The sequence below is a fragment of the Curtobacterium sp. 8I-2 genome (assembly GCF_902506155.1).
In the GTDB taxonomy this organism is placed as follows: domain Bacteria; phylum Actinomycetota; class Actinomycetes; order Actinomycetales; family Microbacteriaceae; genus Curtobacterium; species Curtobacterium poinsettiae.
The window spans coordinates 292,297-318,700 of record NZ_LR732826.1 but is presented as its reverse complement, the minus strand read 5'-3'; the positions used below and the strand labels follow the sequence as shown (position 1 = coordinate 318,700).

The window sequence follows — 26,404 nt, the reverse complement described above, 5'->3', positions numbered from 1 at the left end:
CGGACTGGAGGCCCGTGGCGGGCCCGCCACGGGCCTCCAGTCCCCTTTCCCACACCCCCAAGGAACCCACGTGCGATTCGGATACTGGACCCCGCTCTTCGGCGGCTGGCTGCGCAACGTCGACAACGAGAACATGCCGGTCACCTTCGACTACGTGAAGCGCCTGGCGCAGCGCGCCGAACGGATCGGCTTCGACCTGACGCTCGTGCCGGAGCTCAACCTCAACGACATCAAGGGCACGGCGGCGCCCTCGCTCGAGGCGTGGTCCCTCGCGGCGGCCATCGCGGCGACGACCGAGCGCCTGGAGATCATGGCGGCGATGCGTCCCGGCTACCACCTGCCCGCGGTGACGGCGAAGCAGGCGGCGACGATCGACGACATCTCGTGCGGCCGGTTCACCTTCAACGTCGTGAGCGCCTGGTGGGCGGAGGAGGCGAAGCAGTACGGCGGGATCTTCTCGGAGCACGACGACCGGTACAAGCGCACCGCGGAGTTCGTCGAGGTCATGAAGGGCCTGTGGCGCGAGACCCCGTACTCGTTCTCGGGTGAGTACTACGACATCGAGAACGCCCACCTCGAGCCGAAGCCCCGCGTGACGCCGCGCATCTACGCCGGTGGTGAGAGCGAGGCCGGCAAGGCCGCGATCACCGGGTACGCCGACGCCTACCTGACCCACGGCGGCACGGCCCCGGAGCTCCGCGCGAAGATCGACGAGATGAAGCGCCGCCGCGTCGACGCCGGGCTGCCGCCGTTCGAGGCGTTCGGCATGGCCGCCTACGTCATCGTCCGGGAGACCGAGGAAGAGGCGCAGGCCGAGCTCGCCCGGATCACCGACGTGCAGCACGGCACGGCGTACGAGTCGTACCAGGACTTCATCTCGAAGTCGCAGCTCGAGCACGTGCCCTCGCTCGAGGACTACTCGGTGTCGAACCGCGGCCTGCGCCCCGGGTTCGTCGGCACCCCCTCGCAGGTGGCCGACCGCATCAAGGAGTTCGAGGACGCCGGCGTCGACACGCTCCTGCTGCAGTTCTCGCCACAGCTCGAGGAGATGGACCGGTTCGGCGAGCAGGTCATCCCACTCGTCCGGCCGACGGCCCCGACGCCGACGACGGCCCCGACCACCCCGACCGCCGCGGGTGTCTCGGAGCCGGTCTCGTGAGCACCGAGGACGACTGGGCCTTCGAGACCCGCCAGATCCGCGCCGGCTTCAAGGCCGACCCGGGCTGGGGCGCGAACGTGCCGCCGATCGCACAGAGCGCCGCGTACGTGTACCCCTCGGGCGAGGACGCGGCCGCGCGCTTCATGCTCGACGCCCCCGGCCACACCTACACGCGGGTCAACAACCCGTCGGCGGCAGCACTCGAACGCCGGATCGCCGACCTCGAGGGCGGGATCGGCGCGCTGGCGCTGGCGTCCGGGCAGGCGGCGACCTCGCTGGCCGTCCTCGGTGTCGCACGCGCCGGCGACCACCTGGTGTCGAGCGCCTCGCTGTACGGCGCGACCTACACGCTGTTCGCGTCGACGCTGCGGGACCTCGGCATCACCTTCACGTTCGTGCAGGACCCGACCGACCTGTCCGAGTGGGCGGCGGCGGTGCGTCCGGAGACGAAGGCGTTCTTCGGCGAGTCCATCCCGAACCCCCGCGGGGACGTCCTGGACTTCGCCGGGGTCTCCGGCGTCGCGCACCGGGCAGGTGTCCCGCTCATCGTCGACAACACCATCGCGACGCCGTACCTGGTCCGCCCGATCGAGCACGGTGCCGACATCGTCGTGCACTCGGCGACGAAGTACCTGGCCGGACACGGCAGCGCCATCGCCGGGCTCATCGTCGACAGCGGGAACTTCGACTGGGCAGCCCACGCCGACGCCTACCCGCAGCTGGCCACGGCCGAGCAGTCCGGGTTCGCGAACACGAACTTCGCCGAGAAGTTCGGGCGGCGGGCGTTCATCCAGCGCACCCGCTCGAAGCTCTCCGCCGACCTCGGGCCCGCGATCGCACCGTTCAACGCGTTCCTGGTGCTGCAGGGCGTCCAGACCCTGTCGCTCCGCATGGACCGGCACGTGTCGAACGCCGCCGCCGTGGCCACCTGGTTGGACGCGCACGACCAGGTCGAGCACGTGCACTACGCCGGCCTGCCGGACTCGCCGTGGCACCACCTGCAGCAGCGCTACGTGCCGAAGGGGCCGTCGGCGGTGCTGTCGTTCGACCTGGCCGGCGGGGTCGCTGCAGGCCGGCGGTTCGTCGCGGCGCTCGAGCTGTTCGACCACGTCTCGAACCTCGGGGACGTCCGCTCGCTCGTCGTGCACCCGGCATCGACCACCCACGTGCAGATGACCTCCGCCGAGCGGGCGGCCGCCGGGGTGGGGGACGGACTCATCCGCCTGTCGATCGGCCTGGAGCACATCGACGACATCACCGCCGACCTGGCGCGGGGCTTCACGGCAGCTGCAGCGGGATAGGTTGGGGGCATGACCACGTTGGCCGCCCCGACCCGCGTGCGGACGCGCGCCCCCGGCAAGATCAACGTGTTCCTGTCCGTCGGGGCGCTGCAGGACGACGGCTACCACGACGTCGCCACGGCGTACCAGGCCGTGTCCCTGTACGAGGACGTCACCGCCGAGGCCGCCGACGACTTCTCGGTCACCTTCACCGGCCCGATCGACACGCGTGCCGTGCCGGTCGACGAGTCGAACCTGGCGATCCGTGCGGCCCGGCTCGTGGCCGACGCGGCCGGACACCGCGGTGGGGTGCGGCTGACCATCGACAAGCAGGTGCCCGTCGCCGGCGGCATGGGCGGTGGCTCCGCAGACGCGGCCGCGACCCTGCTCGCGGTCGACACGCTCTGGGGCACCGCGCTGGGGCGTGAAGAGCTGCTCCGGCTCGCCGCGCAGCTGGGCGCCGACGTGCCGTTCGCCTTCGCCGGCGGCACCGCCGTGGGCACCGGGCGCGGTGACGAGCTGAGCCCGGCGCTGGCCAAGGGCGAGTTCCACTGGGTCCTCGCCCTGAGCGACGACGGCCTGTCGACCCCCGCCGTCTACCGTGCGCTCGACGAGCACCGGGAGCGGTACCGCGCCGACATCTCCCCGGCGCCCTCGCACCCCGTGGTCGAGGCGAACGTGCTGCAGGCCCTGCGCGCCGGCGACCCCGACCTGCTCGCGGACTGCGTGCACAACGACCTGCAGGCGCCCGCCATGCGGCTGCAACCGCGGCTCGCGGCGACGCTGGAGCTCGGTGAGAAGTCCGGTGCCCTGGCCGGCCTGGTGTCCGGCAGCGGCCCGACTGTGGCGTTCCTGGTGGGGGACCGCGACGCCGCGCTCGAGCTGCAGGTCGAGCTCAGTGCCGCAGGGCTCGTCGCACTCCGTGCCACCGGACCGGTGCACGGCGCACGCGTGGTGCACTGACCCGTCGCTCGACCCGGTCGGCCGACGGTCGGCGTCCCACCGTCAGCGGCTGTACTTCCAGAGGATGACCGTGCCGGTGTGCCAGTAGCGCACGACGTGGAAGCCCTGAGCCACGAGCGTCTCGGTGACCTGCGGCCGGATGTTCCGTGACTTGCCGCCGACGAACCACACGGTGTCGATGCCGGAGAGCCGCGCGGGTACCGTCTCCGCGACGTCGCCGTTGACGTCCCAGAGCTGCCCGCGTGCGGCGCCGGTCTCCGTGACGGCGAGGTCCCGCATGCCGGTGAACGCGTCGGGGTAGGTGTCGGCGATGACCTGCGCGGTGGTGGTCGGGTGCCCCCAGACGCTGCCGAAGACGACGCCCTCTTCCTGGTCCGTGCGCCAGTCCCGCTCACGATCGATGATCGCCGCCGCGTTCGCCCAGTGCGAGTCCTGCTTGGCGTGGGGCAGGCGGACGGTCGTGCTCGTCGGCGCCGACACCAGCAGCATGCCGACGACCGCGAGCGCCACCCACCGGCGGGGACGGATCGCGGTGATCGCCAGGCCGATGAGCAGCGCGACGAACGGCAGGCTCAGGCTGGCGTACTTCGGCGTGTACAGGTGCTCGCCGGCCGCGGTCGCGCCGACCAGCAGCGCGGTGGGCAGGATCGTCAGCGGGACTGCGACGCGGACCGCCTGCATGCGCAGCGCTTCGCGGGCCGCGGGGGCGGGGCCCCGGGACGCGCGGACGGCGAGCACGACGGCGACGGCCATCAGGACCCACCCGAGCGCCGCGTACGGCCACACGGCCCCGAACCAGGCGGTCGCGACGACCTGTCGCACCGTTGCCCAGCCGACGCCGGTGATCCAGCCGACCTGCTTGGCCTGCCCGGCCGCCAGGACGATGAACGGTGACACCACGAGCGCGGCCCCGACGGCGGCGACGCCCCAGCGGACGAACGCCGCGCGGTCCACCATCGGCGCCGGCACCGGACCGGTGCGCTCGGACAGCACGGCGTCGCGCCGCGCGGCACGGTCGGCGACGGCCGTCCAGAGCAGCACGACCCCGTGCGTGACGACGGCCAGGGCCAGGTACACGTTGAACAGCACGGCCAGCACGGCGAGCAGCCCGTAGACGACCCACCACCGGGTCGCGTGGTGCCCGGACCGGCTGCGTCGGACCGCGGTGATGCCGACCAGGGTCAGCGCGACGGCGAAGGTCGTGACGGTGGCGTACGGGCGTCCTTCGCCGCCGGCCCAGGCGACGCGGGGCAGCAGCAGGAACACGATGCCGGAGACGACGCCCAGGCGGACGCCACCGAGCCGCCGGCCCAGGGCGACGACGAGTCCGGCGGACACCCCGATGGCGAGTGCGCTCGGGAACCGCAGGGTGAAGGGGGAGTACCCGACCAGGGTGAACCACACGTGCATCACCGCGTAGTAAAGACCGTGCACCGCGTCGACGTTCTGCAGCTCGGCCCAGAGCGCCGGCCAGCTCCGCTGTGCGCTCGCGACGGTCGCGGCCTCGTCGTACCAGACCGACGGCACCCAGGCGAAGGCGGCCACGACGACGACACCGAGCGCGCCGACGGTGATCTCGGGCGTCCGTGCGAGGGCCCGGACAGCGGCGACGACGAGCGCCCAGGCGCGTGCGTGCACCGACGAAGCCGACGTCGTGCGTCGGATCGGGACGGTGCCGGTACGCGGGGAACTCACGCCCGCGACCGTACCGATCTGCTCTGGGGATCCGCCGCGTCCGGGCGCTGAACTCTCACATGCACGAGTTCGGTGCGACGGGCCAGAATGACGGGATGGAACCCCTCGTCGCCCCTGTCTCCGCGCTGTCCCCGGGGCGGGCGCAGCTCGGTTCGCGCACCGCGGCGCTCGCCGACGTCGGGACGACCGGGCTGCGACGCCTGGCCACATCGCGCATCCTCGTCGTCGGGGCCGGCGGGCTCGGGGCGCCGGTGGTCGCGTACCTCGCCGGGATCGGTCGGCTCACGGTCGTCGACCCGGACGTCGTCGACGCCTCGAACCTGGCCAGGCAGACGCTCTTCACGGCGGCCGACGTCGGCTCGCCGAAGGCGCGGGTCGCGGTCGCCCGGGCCGTCGCCGTCGACCCGGAACTCGACGCGGTCGCGGTGGTCGGGTCGTTCACGCCGGACCTGGTCGCCGGGCACGACGTCGTGGTCGACGCCGCCGACTCGGTCGTGGTCACCCGCGCCGTCTCGGACGCCTGCGCCGCGGCCGGTGTGCCCTTCGTGTGGGGCACCGTGCTCGGCCACGACGGGCAGGTCAGCGTCTTCCGCGACGCCGGACGAGACGGTGTCGACTTCCACGACCTGCACCCCGACGCCCTGCCGGACGAGGGGTCGTGCGCCCTCGACGGGGTCGTCCCCGCCCTGTGCGGTGCAGTCGGTGCGGTGATGGCCGGGCAGGTCCTCGCGCTGGTCACCGGCACCGGCGACCCCCTGCTCGGCCGCGTCGTGACCGTCGACGCCCGCCGCTGGCGCTGGACCGAGAGCCCCGTCCGTCGCGGCCCCGCCTCGCGTCGCCCGGCACCCGCGGCCGCCGCCACGCCGCCGCGCATCGCGCCGTCCGCCCTGGCCGCACGGGTGGCGGACCCGGCGGACCCGCTGGTCGTCGTCGACGTCCGGACCGCCGAGGAACGCGCGGCCGGCGTGGTCGCCGGTGCCGTCACCGACGACACCGGCGGGGACGAGGTCGTCGTCTACTGCGCACGCGGACCCCGTGCGGACGCGTGGGCGGCCAGACAGCCGGCCGGGAGGCGCGTGGCGGTGCTCGACGGCGGGTTCGAGGCCTGGCGTCGCGAGGGGCTGCCCGTGGCGATCGAGCACCGGTCCTGACCCAGCCCGGTCACCAGCACTGCCCGGTCGCCGCATCCGCGGCTAGGATCGGTGGATCATGACGCAACTGCGGGTACGGGACGCTGCGGCCTTCCTCGGGATCAGTGACGACACCGTGCGTCGGCTCGTCGACGGCGGCACCTTCACCCGTGCCACGGACGACGCGGGGCGGGCGGTGGTCGACGGGCGCGAGGTCGCTGCGTACGCCCGGGAACGCAGCTCCGAGCTGACCGACCCGGCAGCGGCGGTGACGAGCTCGGCCCGCAACCGCTTCGTCGGGATCGTCACCGACCTGGTCGTCGACACCGTGATGGCGCAGGTCGAACTGCAGTGCGGCCCGCACCGGGTGGTGTCCCTGATGAGCGCCGAGGCCGTCCGCGACCTGGGGCTCGAGATCGGGTCCGTCGCGGTGGCGTCCGTGAAGGCCACGATGGTCGCGGTCGAGGCGCCCACCCGACACGAGGACGAGCGATGAGTCGTCGTCGCCTCCGGTCCGCCGCCGCACTGGCCCTCGCGGTTGCCGTCTCGACCGGGCTCGCCGCCTGCGCTGCGGACACGGGCCCGGGCGCGTCGACGCCGTCGGGCTCCGGTACCGAGGGACCGACCGGCTCGATCACCGTCTTCGCCGCGGCGTCGCTCCAGCAGACCTTCACGACCCTGGGCAAGGAGTACGAGCAGGCGCACCCCGGCGCCTCGATCCGGTTCTCGTTCGCCGGGTCGAGTGACCTCGTGGGCCAGATCCAGAACGGCGCTCCCGCCGACGTGTTCGCGTCGGCGGACGAGGCGAACATGGCGAAGCTGTCGTCGGACGACCTGGCGAGCGGATCGCCGCAGGACTTCGCCACGAACACGCTCGAGATCGCGGTCGCACCCGGCAACCCGAAGGGCATCTCGCGGCTCGACGACCTGCGCGCCCCGGGCGTGCAGCTCGTCACGTGCGCCGCCCCCGTGCCGTGCGGTGCCGCGGCCGCGAAGGTCGAGCGAGCCGCCGGTGTCGACCTGCGCCCGGTCAGCGAGGAGCAGTCCGTCACCGACGTCCTCGGCAAGGTGGAGTCCGGGCAGGCCGACGCCGGACTGGTCTACGTGACCGACGTGCGCGGCGCGGACGGCAAGGTCGACGGCGTGCCCTTCGACGAGTCCGGGGACGCGGTCAACACGTACCCGATCGGCGTGCTGCAGCAGTCCGCCGACCCGGAGCTCGCGAAGGCGTTCGCGGAGTACGTGCGCTCCGCCGACGGGCAGCGCGTGCTCTCCGCCGCGGGCTTCGGGCAGCCCTGACCCGTGGCGCCGCGCGCTAACGGACGGCCGCCGGTCGCGTGGTGGCTCCCGCTGCCCGCGGTGCTCGGCGGACTGTTCGTCGTCGTGCCGGTGCTCGCGATGCTCGGTCGGGTGGACTGGTCGTCGTTCGTCGGGCTCGTGACCTCCACTGCGTCGCTGACCGCGCTCGGGCTCAGCCTCGGCACGGCGCTCGCGGCCACGGGCGTCGCGTTCGTCCTCGGGTACCCGCTCGCCGTGCTGTTCGCGCGGTCGCGGTCGCGCTGGGTCGGCGTCGCCCGGGCCGTCGTGCTCCTGCCGCTCGTGCTGCCGCCGGTGGTCGGTGGTCTCGCCCTGCTCGCGGCCTTCGGTCGGCTCGGGGTGGTCGGGGCGTTCCTCGACGACCACGGCCTGCACGTCGCGTTCACCACGACCGCGGTGGTCATCGCCCAGACCTTCGTCGCGATGCCGTTCCTGGTGTCCTCGGTCGAGGGGGCGCTCCGTGTCGAGGGCGACCGGTACGAGCGGGTCGCCGCGACCCTGGGCGCCGGGCCGACCCGGACCTTCCTGACCGTCACGACGCCGCGGGTCCTGCCGGGGATCGTGTCCGGGCTCGTGCTCTGCTTCGCCCGGGCACTCGGCGAGTTCGGCGCGACCCTGACCTTCGCCGGCAGCCTGCAGGGGGTCACCCGGACCCTGCCGCTCGAGGTCTACCTGCAGCGCGAGGTCGACCCGGACACCGCGGTGGCCCTGGCCGTCGTGCTCGTGGTGGTCGCCGTCGTGGTCATCGGGGCGTCGTCGATCCGCACCCGCGGAGCACTGGCGTGACGGGCGCGGAAACCGTGGCCGTCCGGGCGCACGTCGTCGTCGGGTCGCGGGACGTCGACGTCACGATCGAGGTCCGTGCGGGGGAGTGCGTGGCGGTCATCGGGCCGAACGGTGCCGGCAAGTCCACGGTGCTCGAGGCCCTGGCTGGACTGCTGCCGATCGACGCTGGCCGGATCGAACTCGACGGCGTCCGGGTGTCGGACCCTCGGCACACCGTCCCCGCGCACCGCCGCCGGACCGGGCTCGTCGCACAGCGGCCCGACCTGTTCCCGTTCCTCGACGTCGTCGGGAACGTCGCCTTCGGACCCCGTGCCGCCGGCGCCGGTCGCGCCGCCGCCCGGGAGCGTGCCCGCGATGCGCTCGACGCCGTCGGGGTCGCCGACCTGGCCGCCCGCGACCCCCGGACGCTCTCCGGCGGTCAGGCGCAGCGCGTCGCGATCGCCCGCGCGCTCGCCACCGACCCCGCGGTGCTGCTGCTCGACGAACCGACCTCGGCGCTCGACGTCGGCGCGCAGGACGAGGTCCGCGCAGCGCTCCGGACCGCGGTCGCCGGCCGGCCCGCCGTGCTCGCGACCCACGACCCGGTCGAGGTCGTCGCCCTGGCCGACCGCGTCGTCGTGCTCCAGGGCGGTCGGGTCGTCGAGCAGGGCACCCCCGCGGCCGTGCTCGGTCGTCCGACCAGCGCGTTCGCCGCGACGTTCTCCGGGCTCGCGCTGGTGCGCGGGACCGCCACCGGGGGTGGGATCGCGATCGACGGCGGGGGCGCGCTGACGTCGGGGACGCACGCCGTGCCTCCCGGCCGGCCCGCCCTGGCCGCCTTCCACCCGACGGCCGCCGTGCTGACGCGGGACGGCGCCGGAGCCGTGCGCACCGTCTCGTCGCTCGAGCCGCGCGACGGACTGGTCCGCGTCCGCGCCGGCGACCTGGTGGCGGACCTGACGCTCGCCCGGCTGACCGCGCTCGGCATCGTCCCCGGCGACGCGGTGCGCATCGACGTCCCCGCGGCCGAGGTGGCGGTGTACGCGCCCCGCGGTTGAGACAATGGTCCGATGACCTCCTGGTTCCCCAAGGTGTGGCCCGTGGCCACGCCGATCCTGGCGGCCGTCGTGCTCGCGTTCTCGTACGGCCGCTACGGACTCGGCACCGCCGTGGTGGTCGTCGTCGCCGTCGTGCTCGCGGTCACGGTGCTCGCGGCCGTCCACCACGCCGAGGTCGTCGCGCACCGGGTCGGGGAACCGTTCGGGTCGCTCGTGCTGGCCGTCGCCGTGACGATCATCGAGGTCGCGCTCATCATCTCGCTGTCGAGCTCCGGCGGTGCGCAGGCCGAGACCCTGGCGCGCGACACCGTGTTCTCGGCGGTGATGATCACGATGAACGGGCTCGTCGGCCTCGCGATCCTGATCGGGACCCTGCGGCACAACACCGTGCGCTTCAACCAGGAGGGTGCGAGCGCCGCGACCATGACGGTGGCCGCGCTCGCCGTGCTGACCCTGGTGCTGCCGACGTTCACCACCGGCACCGACGACGCGTCCTTCACCGGGACGCAGCTCGTGTTCGTCGCCATCGCGTCACTCGTGCTCTACGGGTTGTTCGTCGTCACGCAGACCGTGGCGCACCGCGACTTCTTCCTGCCGGTCAACCGTGCCGGCGGGGTGCTCGTCGAGTCCGAGGACGCCCACGCCGCACGCCCGTCCGGCCGCACCACGATGGTGTCGCTCGGGTTGCTCGTCGTCGCGCTCGTCGCCGTGGTCGGACTCGCCAAGGTGGAGTCGCCCGCGATCGAGGCCGGGGTCGCCGCCGTCGGCTTCCCGCCGTCGTTCGTCGGCGTCGTCATCGCGCTGCTCATCCTGCTGCCCGAGGGCATCGCCGCGTCGAAGGCCGCCGCGCGGAACCGGATCCAGACGAGCCTGAACCTGGCGATGGGGTCCGCGATGGCGTCGATCGGGCTGACGATCCCGTCGATCGCGGTCGCGTCGCTGTTCATGCCGGGGACCCTGCTGCTCGGCCTCGGGCCGTCGCAGATCGTGTTGCTCGCGCTGACGATCGTCGCGGCGGTGCTCACGGTGCTGCCCGGTCGTGCGACGCGACTGCAGGGCGGGGTGCACCTGGTGATCTTCGCCGCGTTCATCGTCCTGTCCGTCTCGCCGTAGGGCGCGGGCGGGGCGGGCGTGGGGCGGGCGCCTGGTCGTTTCGGGCGTGCCTGGTCGAATCGGGCGTACCTGGTCGGAAGTTCGCACCAGGTATGCCCGGAAGCACCAGGCATCGCGGGTGTTCTGGGAAGGAACGGGCGCGCCGCTCAGCCGCCGAACTCAGCCCCCGGCGAAGGGCGGCATGACGTCGACGACCTCCACGCCCGACAGCGAGGTCGCCCGGTCGCGCGTGGTCACACCGTCGACCAGGTACGAGCAGCGCTCCTGCAACGCACTCCAGCGCGCAGGATTCGCCACGGCAGCCTCGTCGATCGCTCCGAGGGCCGCGTCGATGGTGGCGCCCGACGTGGTCAGCGAGTCGACACCCACGGCAGCCCGGGCCGCGGCGAAGAACCGGATCGTGGTCATGGCTCAGCCGCCGATCGCGCTCATGCCGCGGGTCGGGTGCACGAGCTCGTCGCTGTCGTCACCGTGGTCGCGGGGCTTCGCCCACATCGCGAGCCGCCACAGCTCGGCGACCTGGTCGTCGTCTGCCCCGGAGCGCATCGGCCCGAGCAAGTCGGTCTCCTCGTCGGAGAACAGGCAGCTGCGCACGTGGCCGTCGGCGGTGAGCCGGGTGCGGGTGCAGTCGGCGCAGAACGACTCGGTGATGCTCGCGATGATCCCGACGGTGCCGAGCGGTTCGCCGGTGACGGCGTCGTGCACGCGGTACCGCTCGGCCGGGGCGCCGTCGCGCGGGGCGTCGTCCGGCGTGAGCACGAACGACGTCGCCAGCAGCGCGCGGGTCTCGGCCGCGGTGATCATCTCGGTGCGGTCCCAGGCGTGGTCGGGGTCGAGCGGCATCTGCTCGATGAACCGCAGCTCGTAGCCACGCTGCAGGCACCAGCGGAGGAGCTCCGGGGCGGCCTCGTCGTTGATCCCGCGCAGCAGCACCGCGTTCACCTTGATGTCGAGCCCGGCGTCGTGCGCGGCCGACAGCCCGGCGATGACCTTGTCGAGGAACGGGCGTCGGGTCACGGTGGTGAAGACGTCGGGGTCGACGGTGTCGAGCGACACGTTCACGCGCCGCAGTCCGGCGTCGTACAGGCCCTGGGCGCGGTGGGCCAGGCCGATCGCGTTCGTGGTGAGCGACAGCTCCGGGGCGTCGGGCAGTGCGGCGCACCGGGCGATCACATCGACCAGGTCGTGCCGCAGCATCGGCTCGCCGCCGGTGAACCGGACCTTGCGGACACCGAACCGCGCCGAGCCGATCCGGACCAGCCGCTCGATCTCGGTCGCCGTCATCAGGGCCTCGTCGGGGGCGAACGGCAGCCCGGCCGCGGGCATGCAGTACGTGCAGCGCAGGTTGCAGCGCTCGGTGAGCGAAACCCGAAGGTCGACGGCGCGACGCCCGAAGCGGTCGACGAGCCCGGTGGGAGCCGGGTCCACGGAGCCGGTCGTGCCGAGCAGGGTCGCGGGTGCCATGGTCGTCAGCGTACGTGCTCCACGCGCCGGAACGTCAGCCGCTCCCACCACCGGCGCCAGTCCGACCGGCTCGTCCGCAGCAGCGTGACGACCACGATGACCGCCACGGCCGCGAGCAGCCACCACCGGTAGGCGTCCGCCGACGGCCACACCCCGCGCAGCGCGATGGCCAGACCGATCGACAACCACTCCCACCGCCCGGACAGCACCACGAACGGGATGAGCAGCAGCGCGTACCAGGGGTAGCGCGGGGTCACGGCGAGGAACGTCACACCGATCATCAGGACCTCGCCGGACCAGGGGCGCGCCGGGTCCGACAACCGCCACGCGACGAACGCCGCCAGCAGGACCAGGAGCCCGACCGCCAGGGTCCCGGCGTCGCCCTTGACCACGAGCGACACCAGCGCGAAGCGGGAGCCGTCCTCGTAGCCCTCCTCGTTCAGGTAGCCGGGCAGGTACCCGAGCACGTCGAGTCCGGTCGTCAGCACGTACGGCACGTAGAGCAGCCCGAACACTGCGATGCCGATCGGGATCGCCCACCACGCCCGCCCGCGGCCGAGCAACGGTGGGTACACGATCGCCGGGATGAGCTTCGTCGCGGTCGCGGCCCCGAGCGCGATCCCGCCCCAGATCGGCCTGCCGAACGCGACGAGCACGACACCGGCCGTGGCGAGTGCGGCGCCGACGACGTCGACGTGCGAGTTGGTGACCGCCTCGGACGCGACGAGCGGCGACCAGGCCCAGAGCGCCGCCCACCAGGTCGGACGGCCGATCCGGCGGAGCACCACGACGAGCCCGATGGTCACGCCGAGCGACACGAGCAGGCCGGCGACCTGGAACGGCAGGTACTGCGCCGTCGCCGGCACGAAGAACCGCACCGCCGCGAACCACAGCTGCGCCATCGGCGGGTAGATCGTCGTGACGTCCGGCCGGTTGATCGCGGTGCAGTGCCCGTCGGCGCCGTCGCCGAGTCCGCGGAACCGGGGCTTCAGCGGGTCGCACGTGCCGTCCACCTTGTCGGGGAACAACCAGTCGGGTCGCAGACCGGACAGTGCCGCGGACTGGGGGGTGTGCGCGTACGGTGAGACACCGGCATGCTGGACGATGCCGTCCCACGCGTACCGAGCGGAGTCGGTGCTCGTGTTCGGCGGGCCGACCAGGGCAGCGATGCCGATCACCACCGCTCCGCCGATGACCATGGTGGTCATCCACCGGACGGGCACGAAGCGCACCGCGAGCACGGCGATGACGAAGACGGTCCAAGCGATCAGCGTCCACGCAACGAATGCAGAACGATGGCCCGATCGGAGGAACCCCAGATGCGTGACGCCGACGGCGATGACGCCCGACAGGGCCAGCACTCCGACGACGGCCAGCACGGTGCCGATCCGCGCGGCGGTGCCGTCGGCCAGGGACGGTCGGAGGGCACGCAGTCGGTCGCTCATGGTGCGTCGAGGCTATCCGGCGTCCAGCGTCTGCTGCACGACGGACGAGCAGCTCTGGCGTCCCCCAACCGCAACGCCCGTTCGGCGGTGGTGCTCGGACGCCTGCTCGGCATCGCGTTCCTGATCTGCTTCGGCACCGGGATCTACAGCCACCTGCTGCAGGAACCGCTCGGCTGGATGCGGTTCCCGACACGGCCGACGCAGCTGTACCAGTTCACGCAGGGCCTGCACATCACGACCGGTATCGCGATCATCCCGCTGCTGCTCGCCAAGCTCAACACCGTGATGCCCGCCCTGGTGCAGGTGCCGCCGGTGCGCGGCGTGCTGCACCTGCTCGAGCGGCTGTCGATCGCGGTGCTCGTGTCCGCGTCGATCATCCAGGTCGTCACCGGCCTGCTCAACACGTACCAGTGGTACCCGTGGCCGTTCCCGTTCCGCCAGGTGCACAACGCGATGGCGTACGTGATCATCGGCTCGCTGGCCATCCACATCGCGGCCAAGCTGCGGGTCATCGCCCGCTACTGGCGGAAGCGCGACTCCTACGACGTGCACGGCCGGTTCATCGCGGACCCCGCGTCCGGCAGTGAGCTGCTCCCACCGGGCCTGGACGATCGTGGTGCGTCCGCCCCGAGCGCTGCGGTCGCCGAGACCGCCGGGTCCACCGCCCCCGGCCTGCTGGGCCGCGTGTTCCGCTGGATCGACGGCGTCGACGGCGTCGACGGCGTCGACGGCGTCGACGCCGCCGCCGGCGGCGCCGAGTCCCGTCCCACCGGACCGGACGCGGCCCCGGAGACCCGCGAGGTGTCCGAGGAGCCGAGTCCCGCCCAGCCGACGGCCGACGTGCCGGAGCCGGACCGGGCCTCCCGGCCGACGCCGGAAGCAGCCACCGGACGACGCCAGCGCATCGCCCGACGCGGGTTCTTCGCCGGTGTGACGGCGGCGACCGTGGGGGTCGTCGCGCTCACGGCGGGGCAGTCCTCGAAACTCGCGGAGCCGTTCAACGTCTTCGGCGCCCGTGGGCGTGGCATCGGCGCGAACGGCCTGCCGGTCAACCGCACCGCGCGTGCCGCCGGCGTGCTCGCCAGCGCGACCGCAGCCGACTGGACGCTCACCGTCGTCGGCCACGACGTGAGCCGGACCTTCGTCCGGGCGGAACTCGTGGCGCTCGGCACCGCGCAGGTCGACCTGCCGATCTCGTGCGTCGAGGGCTGGAGCCAGATGGGTACCTGGAAGGGCGTGCGGATGCGCGACCTGCTCGACGCCGTGCAGGCGCCGCAGGGATCGCACGTGCGGGTGACGAGCCTGGAACGGCACGGCGGCTACCGGATCATGGACATGGGGCCGGAGTACGCCGAGGACCCGACGACGCTCGTCGCCCTCGAACTGAACGGCGCGACACTCGACCTGGACCACGGGTTCCCGGCGCGGATCATCGCTCCGGGGCGGCCCGGTGTGCTGCAGACCAAGTGGATCGAGAAGATCGAGGTGCTCCGGTGAAGGCCGCGCGGATCGTGCTCGTGGTGATCGGTGTGCTGGTCATCGCGTTCGGGGCGTACGTGCTCGTGACGTCCGTCACGCCGAAGCGCATCGGCGGGCTCGGGGTGTGGCTGCTCGCGGCGGTGGTGCTGCACGACGCGATCCTGTCGCCGTTCGTGGTCGGTGCCGGGCTGTTGCTGCGTCGGGCCGGACGCTCGTTGCGGGCCTGGGTGCTCGTCGTCGTGCAGGCGGCGATCGTGCTCGGCAGCGTGCTCGCCCTGGTGGTGCTGCCGGAGATCGCGGCCAAGGACCACGGGCAGAAGAACCCCACTGTGCTGCCGTTCGACTACGGCACGCGGCTGCTGCTCGTCGAGGGGGCGCTCGTCGTCGTCGTGGTGGTCGTGCTCGTGGTCGGGGTGCTGCGGTCGCGTCGCGCAGGTGGGCCGTCTGGTTCGGCCGGTTCGTCCGCGGTACGCAGCACTGGTTAAAGGGACAACCTTTCGGTATGATCAGGCCATGACCGAGGAGACCCCGTGGCTCACCCGCGAGCAGCTGCGCGCGTGGATGAAGCTCGTCGCGGTCATGGAACTCCTGCCGGCGGCGCTCGACCAGCAGCTCCAGCGTGACGCCGACCTGACGCACTTCGACTACATGGTCATCGCGATGCTCTCCGAGACCGACACCAGGACCCTGCGGATGTCCGCGCTCGCCTCGGCCACGAACGCCTCGTTGCCGCGGCTGTCGCACGTGGTGTCCCGGCTCGAGAAGCGCGGGCTCGTCACCCGGTGCCCGTCGACCTCCGACCGCCGGGCCACCGACGTCCGGCTGACCGACGCCGGCTACGCCACCATCGTCGACGCCGCTCCGGACCACGTCCGCACCGCCCGCCGGGTGGTCATCGACGCGCTCTCCGACGAGCAGGTCGCGCAGCTCGACGGCATCGCGGCGTCGCTCCTGACGCGCCTCGACCCCGAGGGGCGGTTCGCGGCGCTGACCTACCCGCGCGAGGACGACGACACCGCGATCTGCGAGCAGCGGCTGACGGGTGCGGCGACGGACTGAGCGGCCCTGCGCGGTGCGCTGCGGCCGATCGTCGGTCGTGGTGCTTGCAATAGGCTCGCCCCATGACCGACCCCGCCGCGCCGTCCGACACGTACTCCTACCTCGGACCCGCCGGCACCTTCACCGAGGCGGCCCTGAAGCTCGTCGAGGCCGCCGCCGGCAAGCCCTGGCGGAGCGTCAACAACGTCGGTGAGGCCCTGGACGACGTCATGTCCGGCCGCTCCGTCGGGGCCGTCATCGCGATCGAGAACAGCGTCGACGGCGGAGTCAGCGCCACGCAGGACGCCCTGGCCCGGATCCCCGGCGTGCGGATCGTGGGGGAGTACCTGGTCCCGGTCGACTTCGTGCTCGTCGCCCGACCCGGCACGACCCTGGCCGACGTCCGCACCGTGAACGCACACCCGGTCGCCTACGCGCAGACCCACAACTGGCTCGAGGCGAACCTGCCCGGCCACGGCCACATCCCGGCGTCGTCGAACGTCGCCGCGGCGCTCGCCCTGCTCGAGGCGGACCCCACCGCCGACGCCGCCGTCGCACCGCCCGGCATCACCGACCACCACGACGTCGTCGTGCTCGCATCATCCATCGGCGACAACGCCTCGGCGGTCACCCGGTTCGTGCTCGTGTCGAAGACGCTCGCGCTGCCCGAACCGACCGGAGCCGACAAGACGAGCGTCATCGTCGAGCTGCCCGCCGACCACCCCGGCGCCCTGGTCGACATGCTCGAACAGTTCGCGACGAGGGGCATCAACATGGGGCTGCTGTCGTCACGGCCGATCGGTGACGAGCTCGGCCGCTACCGGTTCGTCATCGACCTCGACGGGCACGTGCGCGACGAGCGGGTGGCGGACGCGCTGCTCGGCCTGCGGCGGTTCAGCCCGCGTGTGACGTTCCTCGGGTCGTACCCGCGGGCAGACGGTGCCCGCCCCGAGGTGCCGGCGCGCTACTCGGACGCCGCCTTCGTCGAGGCGCGCGACTGGTTGCGCGCCATCGTGTCCGGCGAGCCCGGGGCGCGGTAGCGCGGCCCGCGGCCCGCGGCCCGCGGCCCGCGGCCCGCGGCCCGCGGCCCGCACGACAGGGTCAGGCTCAGGGCACCTGGCGCGAGCCGTGGCGGTCGTCCGCCGGGTCCGGCACGCGCACGGAGAGCCCCATCGGATCGATCCGCGAGCGGAAGGCGATGACCTCGCCCACCGGGTCGCCGTCGATCTCGAACTCGTCGGGGCGCTCGAGCCGCGCCGTGAACTCCTGCCCACGCAGGTAGCGCAGGGGCCGTTCCTCGCGCGAACGCGACACGATCTTCTTGCCGACCGCGGTCTTGCCCAGGTTCGACCGGCGGAACGCCCGCAGGATCCCGTTCTCCCAGAACACCCGCGCCCCGATCCGGACCCAGCCGAAGAACCCGCGGGGACGCATCACGGCGATGTCGAACACGCCGTCGTCGATCTCGGCGTCGGGCAGCAGGATCGCGCCGGCCTGCAGCATGCCGCAGTTGCCGACGATGAGCGAGTGCGCCCGGAGCGAGTGGTTGCCGTCGTCGTCGAGCTGGTAGCGGAACTCGAACGCGTTCGCGTCGCGCACCGAGCGGAACAGCGAGTCGACGTAGGCGAGCCAGCCGACCTTCTTCTTCAGCTCGGGCCGGGTGTTCACGAGCATCCGGGCGTCGAGCCCGAGGCCGGCCATCACCAGGAAGCCGAAGCGTTCGCGCTCGCCGCCGGGACGCTCCACCTTGAGCATGCCGAAGTCGATCTTGCGGTCGTCGCCGTGGAAGATCGTCCGGACGCTCGCAGCCAGGTCGTCGAGGGGCAGCTTCATGTTGCGCGCGAGCAGGTTGCCGGTACCGCTCGGCAGCAGGGCCAGGGTCGAACCGGCCTCGTGCACGACCTCGGCGACCGCACGGACCGTACCGTCACCACCGGCCGCCGCGACGACGTCGGCACCGGCCTCGATCGCTTCGCGGGCCATGCCGCCGCCCGGGTCTTCTTCCGAGGTCTCGAACCACAGGGTCTCGGCCCAACCGGCCTGCTCCTGGTGTTCCTGGACCGTGCGCTTGAAGGTCGGCAGGTGCACCTTGACCGGGTTGTAGACCACCGCGGCCGTCCGCTGCTCGGTGGGGAGGGCGTCCTGGTCCGCGGGCGCGGTCTCCGAAGGGCTCGACATACGTCCACGCTACCGATCGAGGCTGCGTGCGGTTGCCCCTGTCTAGGATGGAGCGGTGATCGATCCACAGCTGCTCCGCGACAACCCGGACGTCATCAAGGCTTCACAGCGGGCACGCCGTGCCTCCGAGGCCGTCGTGGACGAAGCCGTGGCCGCCGATTCCGCCCGCCGCAGCGCGATCACCTCGTTCGAGTCGCTCCGCGCCGAGCAGAACGCGTTCGGCAAGACCGTCGCCAAGGCCCCGAAGGACGAGAAGGCCGCGCTCGTGCAGCAGGCCCAGGCCCTCGCCGCCAAGGTGAAGGAGGCGCAGGCCACCGTCACCGCGGCCGAGGACACCTTCAACACCGTCGTCCGCAGCATCCCGAACGTCGTGCTCCCCGGGGTCCCCGAGGGCGGCGAGGACGACTTCGTCACACTCCGCACCGTCGGCACCAAGCCCGAGTTCGACTTCGAGCCGAAGGACCACGCCGACCTCGGCGAGCACCTCGGCATCATCGACATCCCGCGCGGCGTGAAGGTCTCCGGCTCACGCTTCTACTTCCTGCGCGGCATGGGCGCCCGGCTCGAGATCGCGCTGATGTCGCTCGGCCTCGACCGTGCGATCGCCGCGGGCTTCGAACCGCTCATCACCCCGACGCTCGTGCGCCCCGAGACGATGGCCGGCACCGGGTTCCTCGGCGAGCACGCTGCCGAGGTCTACCGGCTCGAGGCCGACGACCTGTACCTGACGGGCACGAGCGAGGTCGCCCTGGCCGGCTTCCACGCCGACGAGATCCTCGACATCGAGAAGACCGCGCACCGCTACGCCGGCTGGTCGACCTGCTACCGGCGTGAGGCCGGGTCGGCGGGCAAGGACAACCGCGGCATCCTCCGCGTGCACCAGTTCAACAAGCTCGAGATGTTCACCTACGTGCACCCCGACCAGGCCGAGGCCGAGCACGAGAAGCTCGTCGGGTACCAGGAGCAGATGCTGCAGGACCTCGGGCTGCACTACCGCGTGATCGACGTCGCCGGCGGTGACCTCGGCACGAGCGCCGCGAAGAAGTACGACATCGAGGCCTGGGTCCCGACGCAGGGCACGTTCCGCGAGCTCACCTCGACGTCGAACTGCACGACCTACCAGGCCCGCCGCCTCGACATCCGCTACCGCACCGAGAGCGGCAAGACCGCCCCGGTCGCCACCCTGAACGGCACCCTCGCCACCACCCGCTGGATCGTCGCGATCCTCGAGACGCACCAGCAGGCCGACGGTTCCGTCGTCGTGCCGGAGGTCCTGCGCCCCTACCTGGGCGGCGTCGAGGTGATCGAGCCCCGATGAGCACCCAGGGGCGGTTCGTGGACGGATCCGAGCAGGGCGCGGGCGCCGAGGCACCCGCGCGCACCAAGCGCTGGCTGGTCGCGCTCGACATCGACGGCACCACCATGCGCGAGGACGGTGTCATCACACAGGCGGTGGTCGCCGCCGTCCGGAACGCCGAGGCCGCCGGCCACGAGGTCATGCTCTCCACCGGCCGCAGCGAGGGCATGACCGTGCCCCTGCTCGAGACCCTCGGCATCCGGCCGAAGTACCTGGTCTGCGCCAACGGTGCGCTCGTCCTGGCCCGTCGCGCCGACGGCTCCTACGTGCGCGAACACGTCGAGCGGTTCGATCCGTCCGAGGTGCTGCAAACCATCCACGGTGCGCTCGAGAACGCCGCGTTCGGTGTCGAGGACGAGACCGGCCACTTCCTGCTGTCCGGCAACTTCCCCGACGACACGATGACCGTCGAAGGTGAGCACGTGCCGTTCGAGCAGCTGCTCGGCGTCGAGGCCACCCGCGTCGTCGTCATCTCGCCCGGCCACGACACCGAGGACTTCCTGCAGATCGTCGAGCAGATGGGCCTGCACAAGGTCTCCTACTCCGTCGGCTGGACCTCGTGGCTCGACATCGCCCCCGAGGGCGTCACCAAGGCCACCGCCATGGAACGCGTCCGCGAGTGGCTCGACATCCCGCGTTCCCGCGTCTTCGCCGCGGGAGACGGCCGCAACGACATCGACATGCTCCGTTGGGCCTCGACCTCCGGTCGCGGCATCGTCATGGGCCAGGCCCCCGACGACGTCGTCGACGCCGGCAACGAGCTCACCGGCGGCATCGCCGACGACGGCTTGGCAGCGGCGCTCGACTCGCTTCCGCGCTAGTCCGCCTCCGCGCGCACCCCTGCCTGGAGGCCCGTTAGACTTCCAGGGACGCGATCACGTCTCGCCACGTGGTCGCGTCACTGGAGGGTTGTCCGAGCGGCCGATGGAGCCTGTCTTGAAAACAGGTGGGCAGAGATGTCTCGTGGGTTCGAATCCCACACCCTCCGCGATGGGGCCTTTCGGAATTCGGAAGGTCCCATTTTCGAAGTTCCTCGGGGTAACCGCCTGTTCACTGCGGACTAGCGGCGACTTTTCCCGGCTGACGGGCGGTAGCCCGGCGAGCTTTTCTTCCGCAGCGCAGCGCGTCCGGGGCCGGTTAGATTCGTCGTTGCAAGGCCTGACCTGGGGTTTCATGGCTCATCGCAGGTGGTGGGCGGTCGTATGCAAGTTCGAGATTGCGGGCGGGTTGGAGTGCGCGGTCTGGGCGGTTTCGCCGCGACTTGTTCGGCTTCGTGGCACCCGCACCCGCACCCGCGGCCGCCGAGAACGCACGCACCGAACTAGGCTGCGCCGCCACTATGAGCGCGAGCCTACTGGGCTCCGCATCGAATTTGAGACTGGGGGAGAGCGCCGTAGAGACTTCGCTCGGCGACTCAATCCTGTTGTCCAGCTAACCGATTTGGGCTTGGAGCCGATAAGGCGCGATTGGGGGAGATGTATGACGACAACACGCGCGATCTCGGTGATGACGCTCGCCGACGTCCTTCGGCACAGTGATCTTCGATTCGCCCATGCCGACACGGACCCGCTCCCTGCGTCTCCCGGTGTCTACTGCCATGTGGACCCTTCGGACGGTGCAGTCCTCTATATCGGCTCCGCCGCAGGCAATCACGGTCTGCGACGCCGACTCGGCAGCGAGCTGAACTGGATCGCTGCCACAGCCGGTGATGATGGCTATCTATCCCGCCGCACCAATCGTGCAGCTGTGATAGCCGGCCTGGTCGAGCACCGGACGCAAGCGCATTACGCGATCACCTCGACGGGGGCCGACGCGCGCGCCTGGGAGCGTCGTCTAGTGCACCTGAGCGTGTTGCTGACCGGCGCGCCGCCGCTGCTTCGGGGTTGGGACGTTCGAGGTGCTTCCGCGGAGGCCTTCCATTGGGCCCGAGCGCGTCTACAGCCCTGATTACCTGTCCACCTATGCAGAAAGTTCTCAATGCCCACCTTCAAGTACGTCGTCCCGAACGACGCCCAGTCGCTCACGGACCTGATCGTCGCCAAGCCGACCAACGCCGCGCTCATCCAATTTGATGCACTCCAACCAGCCGAGCAGCGTCTTGTTCGCGCTGAACTCACCGCACGCGCAGAAGATCGCCAGCAAGGTCGGGTGCTGACCGTCCTGGTTGCAGCAGCCACACTGGTCATCGGATTCCTCGGGCTCATCTTCAACGTCGCGTTCTCCGCTCATGGAGCAGCGCTGTCCTGGGAAGGGCCGGCTCGGATCATCGGCCTCTTGGTCCTGGTTCTGCTCGCCAGCTACGTAGGCATCTGGATCCGAATCGAGTACCTCGACTCGCGCGCCCTCCGCGCCCGCGCCATGCTCGAAGCACTTCGCCCTGCAGAGTGATCTGTGATCACATAGTTGGTCGACGGACCTGTAGTGCTGCCGAGCACGCGAGCACGCGAGCGCGGTGTACGCGGGCACGGAGATGTTGGGGACGGGAGCGGTTGCCCCTATGACAGCGGTGATGCGTGTGTGCCTCTGAGAGGCTGACTCGCGCGAGGCGTCGGTTCAAGCGCGACATGCCTATTTGACTGCGCGCTGATGGAGCGATCTGCCCGCGGACCCCTACAGTAGGGTTTATTGACGATGCGTCAACAACGATGGCGTGTCCCTCTCGATCGGATTGACATGGCGCGCACCTACCGCCCGTTCCTCGCCGCGAAAGCAGGCGAGGCCACCGCGTTGTCTAGCTTCTCAGCGTGGTCAAACTTCGAGCCGGTTCTTCGTATTCCGCCGCAGGACAAGGATTGGGTTGCTGGCGGCTACAAGAAGACGCTTGACCACCATTTGGATGCGGTCATCGAGCGGATCACCAACGCGGTTGGGGCACACAGCGTGTACATCGACATCGAGCCGCTCGGCACGGAAGGGTCCACCCGCGGCGTGCACCCGCTGGAATGGGTGTTGTCCGAGTGCGCACGCCTTGGAATGAACGTTCGGCCGGTGCTTCGGGCTACGTCATCGTCGGCTGCCCTTGCGGCTGCTCGCGCCCATCACGCCGCGGCGGGTACCGGCGTTGGAGTGTACGTCGCCATCGACGACTGGGAGACTGGAGCCAGCGCTGCTGGCCGCGGGCTGATTTCCTCCATCGGCCTCGCTGACGCGGTGATCGACCTCTTCGTGGATGCGGGTCCCGCGCCGTCGACGGCGTCCCCGGTGGACCTCGACGCCGAAGTTGACGCGCTGACAGCAGGACGCTCGTTCCGGTCTGTCACTGTCGGGTCGGCGGGCTTCGTGGATGCCCGTGCTGTGCCGAAGGGCCAGATGTTGCATCCGCGCCTCGACCTGACGACATGGCTGTCGACGTACGGCCTCCGTGCCGGGCTCGGGAAGTCGACCGTGGACTTCTTCGACTATGGCATCGAGAACCCGTGGTACTTCGGCGGGGAGGTGAACCCGGCGTTCCTGTCCTTCAGCGCGTTCTTCCGGTATACGGCGGGGCGGCAGTGGGTCCTCGCGAAGGGAGACCTCTATAAGGGCAGTGGCGGCTCTGGCCGCGGAGGTGAAGCGATGGTAGATGCGCTCACCGATTTGACCAGGCATCCGCTCTACAAGGATATGTTCGCGACCGAATCGGATGCTTGGATTGATCAGGTCGTCGCGAGGACGACCGGTCCCAGCAACCCGCAAGGTTGGCGGAGGTGGGGCACGCTTCGCCACATCGCAATCACTGAGCGGCAGGTCTCCAGTCTCGCCTGAGCTGCAGACGCGATCTGACAGCGTCGCGGAGGGCGTTCGTTGAGGCCTGCTCCACAAGCGCCCTTCGGAGCTGGGTACCGTTCTTCGAGCGCATGCCTCGATCTGATCCGAGTAACGCGAGTACTTCCAGCGCTTCATCTCGCCAGAGCAAGCTGGTCAGGTACCACGGGTCGAGGGTCCTGTTCCGGCGTGCTTGCGAGCGTCGGACCAGCCGCATCCCACTGCGTGTGGTGCGGGCCTCCGTCACTCCCCACCAATCTGGAATGATCCGGCGCGCACCGTCGAGGTGGCGGGTGTCGACAACGAGCGTGACGTAGTCAAACACGCGTGAGTACACCTCGACCTGCGTTGGCAGACGGCGAAGCGAGTCGCGTTCGCTTTTGATCTCGAATCCGTGCAAATGGTCGCCGATAAGAGCGACGTCGACTCGGGCCTCGCCGGCGATACCCATCTCCTCGACGATGTACTGCTGCCGCCGCGCGCGCGCGAGTTGCGACAACAACGCAGCACGCAGGTCTGCATCGGTCGTTCCAGCCGACCGTTCGGAGGCTGCCATCGAAGGTGCGATGGCGGTCATGCGGACTCGATCACGGTCACGGGAGTGGGCATCCTCTGAGGCGTCGGGGCAGCATGCCGCCAACTCTAGTTCCGAGCGTCCGGCTGTGCGGTCCCTCCGTGCGGTCGTCGTTCACTTCTGAACGGATGCCGTCGAGTGCACCCTCGCTGGGCATGAGGTGCTTGATCGGCACGTTCACACTCGCCAAAGACCTCAGATGAGGCAGCTGCAAGCGGGGGCCATCGAATTGTGACACGATGCCGACGTGGGGGTGTCGCCATGAGCGGTGAGGCGCGTCGCGCATGGGTGCGTCGAGTTGCGAGTTGCGTTCTATCGTCCCTGCCTCCACGGCAGCGAGCGAAGTGGGAAGCCGCATCGCAGGGTTACTCGGAGCTGGACCGGGCTCTCGCCTATGTGCACATCGGGCTAATGCACCAACGGGGTGTCGCTTCGGATGCGATGGGGATGCCAGTCGACCTGTTGGACACAGCTGTGATCCGCGATGTGGGCGTGCACGGGTGGCGCATTGGGTCGGCCGACATTCGGGTTGTCCTCACGCTTGAGGAAACATGGCAGGCCTTGTTCGAGCTTGGCAGCGAGTTTGGGCTGCTGTCGCCAGCATTGAAGTCCCATCTTCGGTCTTGGCTGCCGACAGTCCCGCGACCGCAACCGCGCGGCGATGGTTCGGCACCGCGAACGGAGGCTCCGTCGGTGTCCGGGCCGGATCCGCATCCGCTGTCCGATGTCGATCCATGGCTTCAGCGATTGAAGTTGAGCGGAGTGCCTGAGGATCAGATTCCTGCGACGCAGTTGGAGCAGTTCTGGTGTGAACCGCGGGATGTTGCAGTTTCGGCGTGGGCGCTCGACACGGTTGCGAGGGTCATCGAACTGCCGAAGGTGATCGGGTGGCCGGACGACGGTGCGGCCATCCCACCGTGGCTGCGGGACCTCGTGGTCAGCGTGAATGGACGTGCGCTGGTCGCTTCCACCGGTGCTGTGTCCGAATGGGTGGTGGTTGCCGAGAACGATGAGGAAGCGGCGGCGTATCGCCGTTCCGCGTACAACCCCGACGTGCGGGTTGGAATTGACCGTGGACGCAACGTCATGATCTACCACGTGCCGTTCGACGATGAAGAACCAGCGGTCATGACTTTCGGGTACCCGTTGCACAGTCAGCAGGACGTCGCCGAGCTTGCGCTGCTCGGCGCGACTGGTCGGATCCGAATGGACCTGCTTCAACTGGATCAGTCGGGCACAATGCAGTACCTCGGATCCTGGTACGTCGACCTGACCGACGACGTCGTAGCGATCATCGGCATCCTCGTCCAGCGCGCCCGCGACGCTGCGATGCCTCGAATGATGTGGTGGGCGAGCGAGCAGGAGCGCGTACTAGACGGTGCGGCGGCCGCCGAACGCGCGGCATTCGAAGCACTCTGGGCCGTTGACGACGTTGCGAGCAGTGCGCCCGAAAGTCCTCTCCGAACGCGGTGGGACGAGTATCTGCGTGCACAGTCGGCCGCAGCAGCAGCAGCCTCGCTCGGAGCCCCCATCGACGCGGATCTGGTCGCGGCAACTCGACAGCGTGTCATCGCGGAACGCAACCGGCTACCGCGACCTGACCATCACCTCGCGCACCACCACCTGCAACGCGGCGAAGCGTACCTCGTCTTCACCTACTCCGAAGACGCGTCCGCGCAACTCGGCGTGCGCGCAGTCTGGACGACCGACAGCGGCCCTCAGGGACGTGAATTCGACGTCTCCGAGCACGTCCATCTGCTCGCCGGCACCCACGACGTCAACGACCTCTGCGGCCGCCTGGCGACCGTCCTGTCCGACCTTTCGGAACTCATCAGCGACGGCGTTCACCACGTGTTCGTGAACGTCGCAGGCGCGATCTATGCGCTTCCGTTTCACGAGTCGCTCCTCCGAGTCGGGTTCGATCGAGCCACGTACACGCACACCCTTGACGTGGTTGTGCCAACCTCACGTGCTGATGAACCCACGGTGACGGTCTACGGTTCCGCTGGCGATGGCCCGAACCACCTCGACACCCTCGACCTCGAACTGCAACTCGTCGCCAATGCCTGGTCTACAACTCGCGCAACAGCTCTCGACCTCAGCCAGCCGGGCACGATCCTGCACCTCGCCGGGCACGGCCACACCGGACCCGCACAATCGGACATCTCGCTCCAGATCGATGGACCACAACGCACGCCCCTATCAGCCACCGACGTGCTTCTCACCCGCTTCGACACGCCCCCAGCGCTCGTCGTCCTCTCAGCCTGCTCCACAGGCGCGGGCCGGTACGGCACCCTCCAGCCGATGGATGCTGTCCCCCTCGACATAGCTTTCCTCCAACGCGGCGCCGGCTGCGTCATCTCCACCGCCGCACCCGTCAACGACTTCATCGCCACGTACTTCGCGATCATCCTGCACACCGAACTCGCAGCACACGGAGACATCTGGGCCGCATACGCGTTCACTCGCCGCTGCTGCGCCAACCCCGACGTGGTAGACGAGGACGCCACACTGCGAGCCAAACTTGACGCCCTCTGGCCAAATTGGCGAAGCCAGCTCGCCGCTGTGCCCGCCGATCAGCGGAGCGACTGGATGCTCTATCGGCTCTCCGGACGGCCCGGCACCTTCTCCTGACAGCCCGACAC

At 70.6% G+C, this 26,404-nt stretch carries 25 protein-coding genes and 1 tRNA gene; 20 read left to right on the top strand and 6 right to left on the bottom strand.

The annotated features are described in order from the left end of the window. The first annotated feature begins 70 nt into the window (after positions 1-70). Genes BOSE127_RS01560 through BOSE127_RS01550 form a run of 3 tightly spaced genes read left to right on the top strand, consistent with a single transcriptional unit; the run spans position 71 to position 3,402 of the window. Entirely contained in the window at positions 71-1,159 is a 1,089-nt protein-coding gene (locus BOSE127_RS01560) for an LLM class flavin-dependent oxidoreductase (RefSeq protein WP_056070206.1), read from the top strand. After that, positions 1,156-2,460 (top strand): O-acetylhomoserine aminocarboxypropyltransferase/cysteine synthase family protein, encoded by a 1,305-nt coding sequence (locus tag BOSE127_RS01555; RefSeq protein WP_056070208.1) that lies wholly within the window; start codon positions 1,156-1,158, stop codon positions 2,458-2,460. Before BOSE127_RS01560 ends, BOSE127_RS01555 begins: the two co-directional genes overlap by 4 nt. A gap of 9 nt (positions 2,461-2,469) precedes the next feature. After that, a complete protein-coding gene (locus tag BOSE127_RS01550) occupies positions 2,470-3,402 on the top strand; it encodes a 4-(cytidine 5'-diphospho)-2-C-methyl-D-erythritol kinase (RefSeq protein WP_042540561.1) in 933 nt (310 codons plus the stop codon). Between the two features lie 42 nt (positions 3,403-3,444). Here BOSE127_RS01550 and BOSE127_RS01545 read toward each other — a convergent pair whose 3' ends face one another. Further along, the gene (locus BOSE127_RS01545) at positions 3,445-5,097 is read right to left on the bottom strand and encodes a glycosyltransferase family 39 protein (RefSeq protein WP_159556048.1); all 1,653 of its coding nucleotides are present in this window, start codon (positions 5,095-5,097) and stop codon (positions 3,445-3,447) included. Between the two features lie 95 nt (positions 5,098-5,192). On the opposite strand from BOSE127_RS01545, the gene BOSE127_RS01540 reads away from it, so the two are divergent. From BOSE127_RS01540 to BOSE127_RS01515, 6 genes are read left to right on the top strand one after another with little or no spacing between them, the layout of a single operon-like run. Next, positions 5,193-6,248, top strand: a complete 1,056-nt coding sequence (locus BOSE127_RS01540; RefSeq protein ID WP_042540562.1) for a ThiF family adenylyltransferase — start codon at positions 5,193-5,195, stop codon at positions 6,246-6,248. A 58-nt stretch (positions 6,249-6,306) separates the two neighbouring features. Further along, positions 6,307-6,723, top strand: coding sequence for a TOBE domain-containing protein (locus BOSE127_RS01535; RefSeq protein ID WP_017888282.1), 417 nt, complete (start codon positions 6,307-6,309; stop codon positions 6,721-6,723). After that, on the top strand, positions 6,720-7,526 hold the full coding sequence (gene modA, locus BOSE127_RS01530; protein WP_159556047.1) for a molybdate ABC transporter substrate-binding protein: 807 nt from the start codon (positions 6,720-6,722) through the stop codon (positions 7,524-7,526). Before BOSE127_RS01535 ends, modA begins: the two co-directional genes overlap by 4 nt. Before the next feature lie 3 nt (positions 7,527-7,529). After that, positions 7,530-8,330 (top strand): ABC transporter permease, encoded by an 801-nt coding sequence (locus BOSE127_RS01525; protein ID WP_159556046.1) that lies wholly within the window; start codon positions 7,530-7,532, stop codon positions 8,328-8,330. Next, complete coding sequence (locus BOSE127_RS01520; protein WP_159556045.1) at positions 8,327-9,367, top strand: ABC transporter ATP-binding protein; 1,041 nt, start codon at positions 8,327-8,329, stop codon at positions 9,365-9,367. Before BOSE127_RS01525 ends, BOSE127_RS01520 begins: the two co-directional genes overlap by 4 nt. 12 nt (positions 9,368-9,379) lie before the next feature. Further along, positions 9,380-10,480: a calcium:proton antiporter gene (locus BOSE127_RS01515; RefSeq protein ID WP_017888287.1), complete on the top strand. Its 1,101-nt coding sequence runs from the start codon at positions 9,380-9,382 to the stop codon at positions 10,478-10,480. A gap of 159 nt (positions 10,481-10,639) precedes the next feature. Here BOSE127_RS01515 and BOSE127_RS01510 read toward each other — a convergent pair whose 3' ends face one another. From BOSE127_RS01510 to BOSE127_RS01500, 3 genes are read right to left on the bottom strand one after another with little or no spacing between them, the layout of a single operon-like run. Next, positions 10,640-10,888 carry a MoaD/ThiS family protein gene (locus BOSE127_RS01510; RefSeq protein ID WP_159556044.1) on the bottom strand — a complete coding sequence of 83 codons (249 nt, stop codon included), beginning with the start codon at positions 10,886-10,888 and terminating at the stop codon, positions 10,640-10,642. 3 nt (positions 10,889-10,891) lie between these two features. Beyond that, positions 10,892-11,944 carry a GTP 3',8-cyclase MoaA gene (gene moaA, locus BOSE127_RS01505; protein WP_159556043.1) on the bottom strand — a complete coding sequence of 351 codons (1,053 nt, stop codon included), beginning with the start codon at positions 11,942-11,944 and terminating at the stop codon, positions 10,892-10,894. A gap of 5 nt (positions 11,945-11,949) precedes the next feature. After that, complete coding sequence (locus BOSE127_RS01500) at positions 11,950-13,389, bottom strand: glycosyltransferase 87 family protein (protein ID WP_071250655.1); 1,440 nt, start codon at positions 13,387-13,389, stop codon at positions 11,950-11,952. An 87-nt stretch (positions 13,390-13,476) separates the two neighbouring features. Here BOSE127_RS01500 and BOSE127_RS01495 point away from each other — a divergent pair, with 87 nt between their 5' ends. The 4 genes from BOSE127_RS01495 (at position 13,477) to pheA (ending at position 16,946) form a co-directional block, all read left to right on the top strand. After that, a complete protein-coding gene (locus tag BOSE127_RS01495; RefSeq protein WP_159556042.1) occupies positions 13,477-14,886 on the top strand; it encodes a molybdopterin-dependent oxidoreductase in 1,410 nt (469 codons plus the stop codon). Next, positions 14,883-15,353 carry a hypothetical protein gene (locus tag BOSE127_RS01490; protein WP_017888292.1) on the top strand — a complete coding sequence of 157 codons (471 nt, stop codon included), beginning with the start codon at positions 14,883-14,885 and terminating at the stop codon, positions 15,351-15,353. The genes BOSE127_RS01495 and BOSE127_RS01490 overlap by 4 nt, the downstream gene beginning before the upstream one ends. Positions 15,354-15,381: 28 nt before the next feature. Beyond that, a complete protein-coding gene (locus tag BOSE127_RS01485) occupies positions 15,382-15,927 on the top strand; it encodes a MarR family winged helix-turn-helix transcriptional regulator (RefSeq protein ID WP_042540579.1) in 546 nt (181 codons plus the stop codon). Positions 15,928-15,989: 62 nt separating this feature from the next. Next, positions 15,990-16,946 carry a prephenate dehydratase gene (gene pheA, locus BOSE127_RS01480; RefSeq protein WP_017888294.1) on the top strand — a complete coding sequence of 319 codons (957 nt, stop codon included), beginning with the start codon at positions 15,990-15,992 and terminating at the stop codon, positions 16,944-16,946. Between the two features lie 67 nt (positions 16,947-17,013). Here pheA and BOSE127_RS01475 read toward each other — a convergent pair whose 3' ends face one another. Then, a complete protein-coding gene (locus BOSE127_RS01475; protein WP_159556041.1) occupies positions 17,014-18,084 on the bottom strand; it encodes a diacylglycerol/lipid kinase family protein in 1,071 nt (356 codons plus the stop codon). Between the two features lie 55 nt (positions 18,085-18,139). Here BOSE127_RS01475 and serS point away from each other — a divergent pair, with 55 nt between their 5' ends. From serS to BOSE127_RS01450, 6 genes are all read left to right on the top strand, one after another. Continuing rightward, positions 18,140-19,402 carry a serine--tRNA ligase gene (gene serS / locus BOSE127_RS01470; RefSeq protein ID WP_159556040.1) on the top strand — a complete coding sequence of 421 codons (1,263 nt, stop codon included), beginning with the start codon at positions 18,140-18,142 and terminating at the stop codon, positions 19,400-19,402. Continuing rightward, positions 19,399-20,262, top strand: a complete 864-nt coding sequence (locus BOSE127_RS01465) for an HAD family hydrolase (RefSeq protein ID WP_156463825.1) — start codon at positions 19,399-19,401, stop codon at positions 20,260-20,262. The genes serS and BOSE127_RS01465 overlap by 4 nt, the downstream gene beginning before the upstream one ends. A gap of 82 nt (positions 20,263-20,344) precedes the next feature. Further along, positions 20,345-20,429, top strand: a tRNA-Ser gene (locus BOSE127_RS01460). 491 nt (positions 20,430-20,920) lie between these two features. Then, positions 20,921-21,388, top strand: a complete 468-nt coding sequence (locus tag BOSE127_RS17270; RefSeq protein ID WP_236559478.1) for a hypothetical protein — start codon at positions 20,921-20,923, stop codon at positions 21,386-21,388. Positions 21,389-21,418: 30 nt separating this feature from the next. After that, on the top strand, positions 21,419-21,829 hold the full coding sequence (locus BOSE127_RS01455) for a hypothetical protein (protein WP_159556039.1): 411 nt from the start codon (positions 21,419-21,421) through the stop codon (positions 21,827-21,829). A 285-nt stretch (positions 21,830-22,114) separates the two neighbouring features. Continuing rightward, positions 22,115-23,185 (top strand): beta family protein, encoded by a 1,071-nt coding sequence (locus tag BOSE127_RS01450; RefSeq protein ID WP_159556038.1) that lies wholly within the window; start codon positions 22,115-22,117, stop codon positions 23,183-23,185. On the opposite strand, the gene BOSE127_RS01445 is transcribed toward BOSE127_RS01450, so the two are convergent. Further along, positions 23,154-23,762 carry a sce7726 family protein gene (locus BOSE127_RS01445; protein ID WP_159556037.1) on the bottom strand — a complete coding sequence of 203 codons (609 nt, stop codon included), beginning with the start codon at positions 23,760-23,762 and terminating at the stop codon, positions 23,154-23,156. The two genes, BOSE127_RS01450 and BOSE127_RS01445, sit on opposite strands and share 32 nt — an antisense overlap. A 444-nt stretch (positions 23,763-24,206) precedes the next feature. Between BOSE127_RS01445 and BOSE127_RS01440 the strand changes: the two genes are divergently transcribed. Continuing rightward, a complete protein-coding gene (locus tag BOSE127_RS01440) occupies positions 24,207-26,393 on the top strand; it encodes a CHAT domain-containing protein (protein ID WP_159556036.1) in 2,187 nt (728 codons plus the stop codon). Positions 26,394-26,404 lie beyond the last annotated feature (11 nt).

Bases quoted from the DNA above. Each gene is read 5' to 3' on its own strand.
- BOSE127_RS01535 (WP_017888282.1), top strand. From the start codon at position 6,307: ATGACGCAACTGCGGGTACGGGACGCTGCGGCCTTCCTCGGGATCAGT.
- BOSE127_RS17270 (WP_236559478.1), top strand. From the start codon at position 20,921: ATGACGACAACACGCGCGATCTCGGTGATGACGCTCGCCGACGTCCTT.
- BOSE127_RS01540 (WP_042540562.1), top strand. From the start codon at position 5,193: ATGGAACCCCTCGTCGCCCCTGTCTCCGCGCTGTCCCCGGGGCGGGCG.
- BOSE127_RS01515 (WP_017888287.1), top strand. From the start codon at position 9,380: ATGACCTCCTGGTTCCCCAAGGTGTGGCCCGTGGCCACGCCGATCCTG.
- BOSE127_RS01440 (WP_159556036.1), top strand. From the start codon at position 24,207: ATGCCAGTCGACCTGTTGGACACAGCTGTGATCCGCGATGTGGGCGTG.
- BOSE127_RS01445 (WP_159556037.1), bottom strand. From the start codon at position 23,762: ATGACCGCCATCGCACCTTCGATGGCAGCCTCCGAACGGTCGGCTGGA.
- BOSE127_RS01510 (WP_159556044.1), bottom strand. From the start codon at position 10,888: ATGACCACGATCCGGTTCTTCGCCGCGGCCCGGGCTGCCGTGGGTGTC.
- BOSE127_RS01485 (WP_042540579.1), top strand. From the start codon at position 15,382: ATGACCGAGGAGACCCCGTGGCTCACCCGCGAGCAGCTGCGCGCGTGG.
- BOSE127_RS01450 (WP_159556038.1), top strand. From the start codon at position 22,115: ATGGCGCGCACCTACCGCCCGTTCCTCGCCGCGAAAGCAGGCGAGGCC.
- BOSE127_RS01550 (WP_042540561.1), top strand. From the start codon at position 2,470: ATGACCACGTTGGCCGCCCCGACCCGCGTGCGGACGCGCGCCCCCGGC.
- pheA (WP_017888294.1), top strand. From the start codon at position 15,990: ATGACCGACCCCGCCGCGCCGTCCGACACGTACTCCTACCTCGGACCC.
- BOSE127_RS01455 (WP_159556039.1), top strand. From the start codon at position 21,419: ATGCCCACCTTCAAGTACGTCGTCCCGAACGACGCCCAGTCGCTCACG.
- moaA (WP_159556043.1), bottom strand. From the start codon at position 11,944: ATGGCACCCGCGACCCTGCTCGGCACGACCGGCTCCGTGGACCCGGCT.
- BOSE127_RS01475 (WP_159556041.1), bottom strand. From the start codon at position 18,084: ATGTCGAGCCCTTCGGAGACCGCGCCCGCGGACCAGGACGCCCTCCCC.
- BOSE127_RS01500 (WP_071250655.1), bottom strand. From the start codon at position 13,389: ATGAGCGACCGACTGCGTGCCCTCCGACCGTCCCTGGCCGACGGCACC.
- modA (WP_159556047.1), top strand. From the start codon at position 6,720: ATGAGTCGTCGTCGCCTCCGGTCCGCCGCCGCACTGGCCCTCGCGGTT.
- BOSE127_RS01465 (WP_156463825.1), top strand. From the start codon at position 19,399: ATGAGCACCCAGGGGCGGTTCGTGGACGGATCCGAGCAGGGCGCGGGC.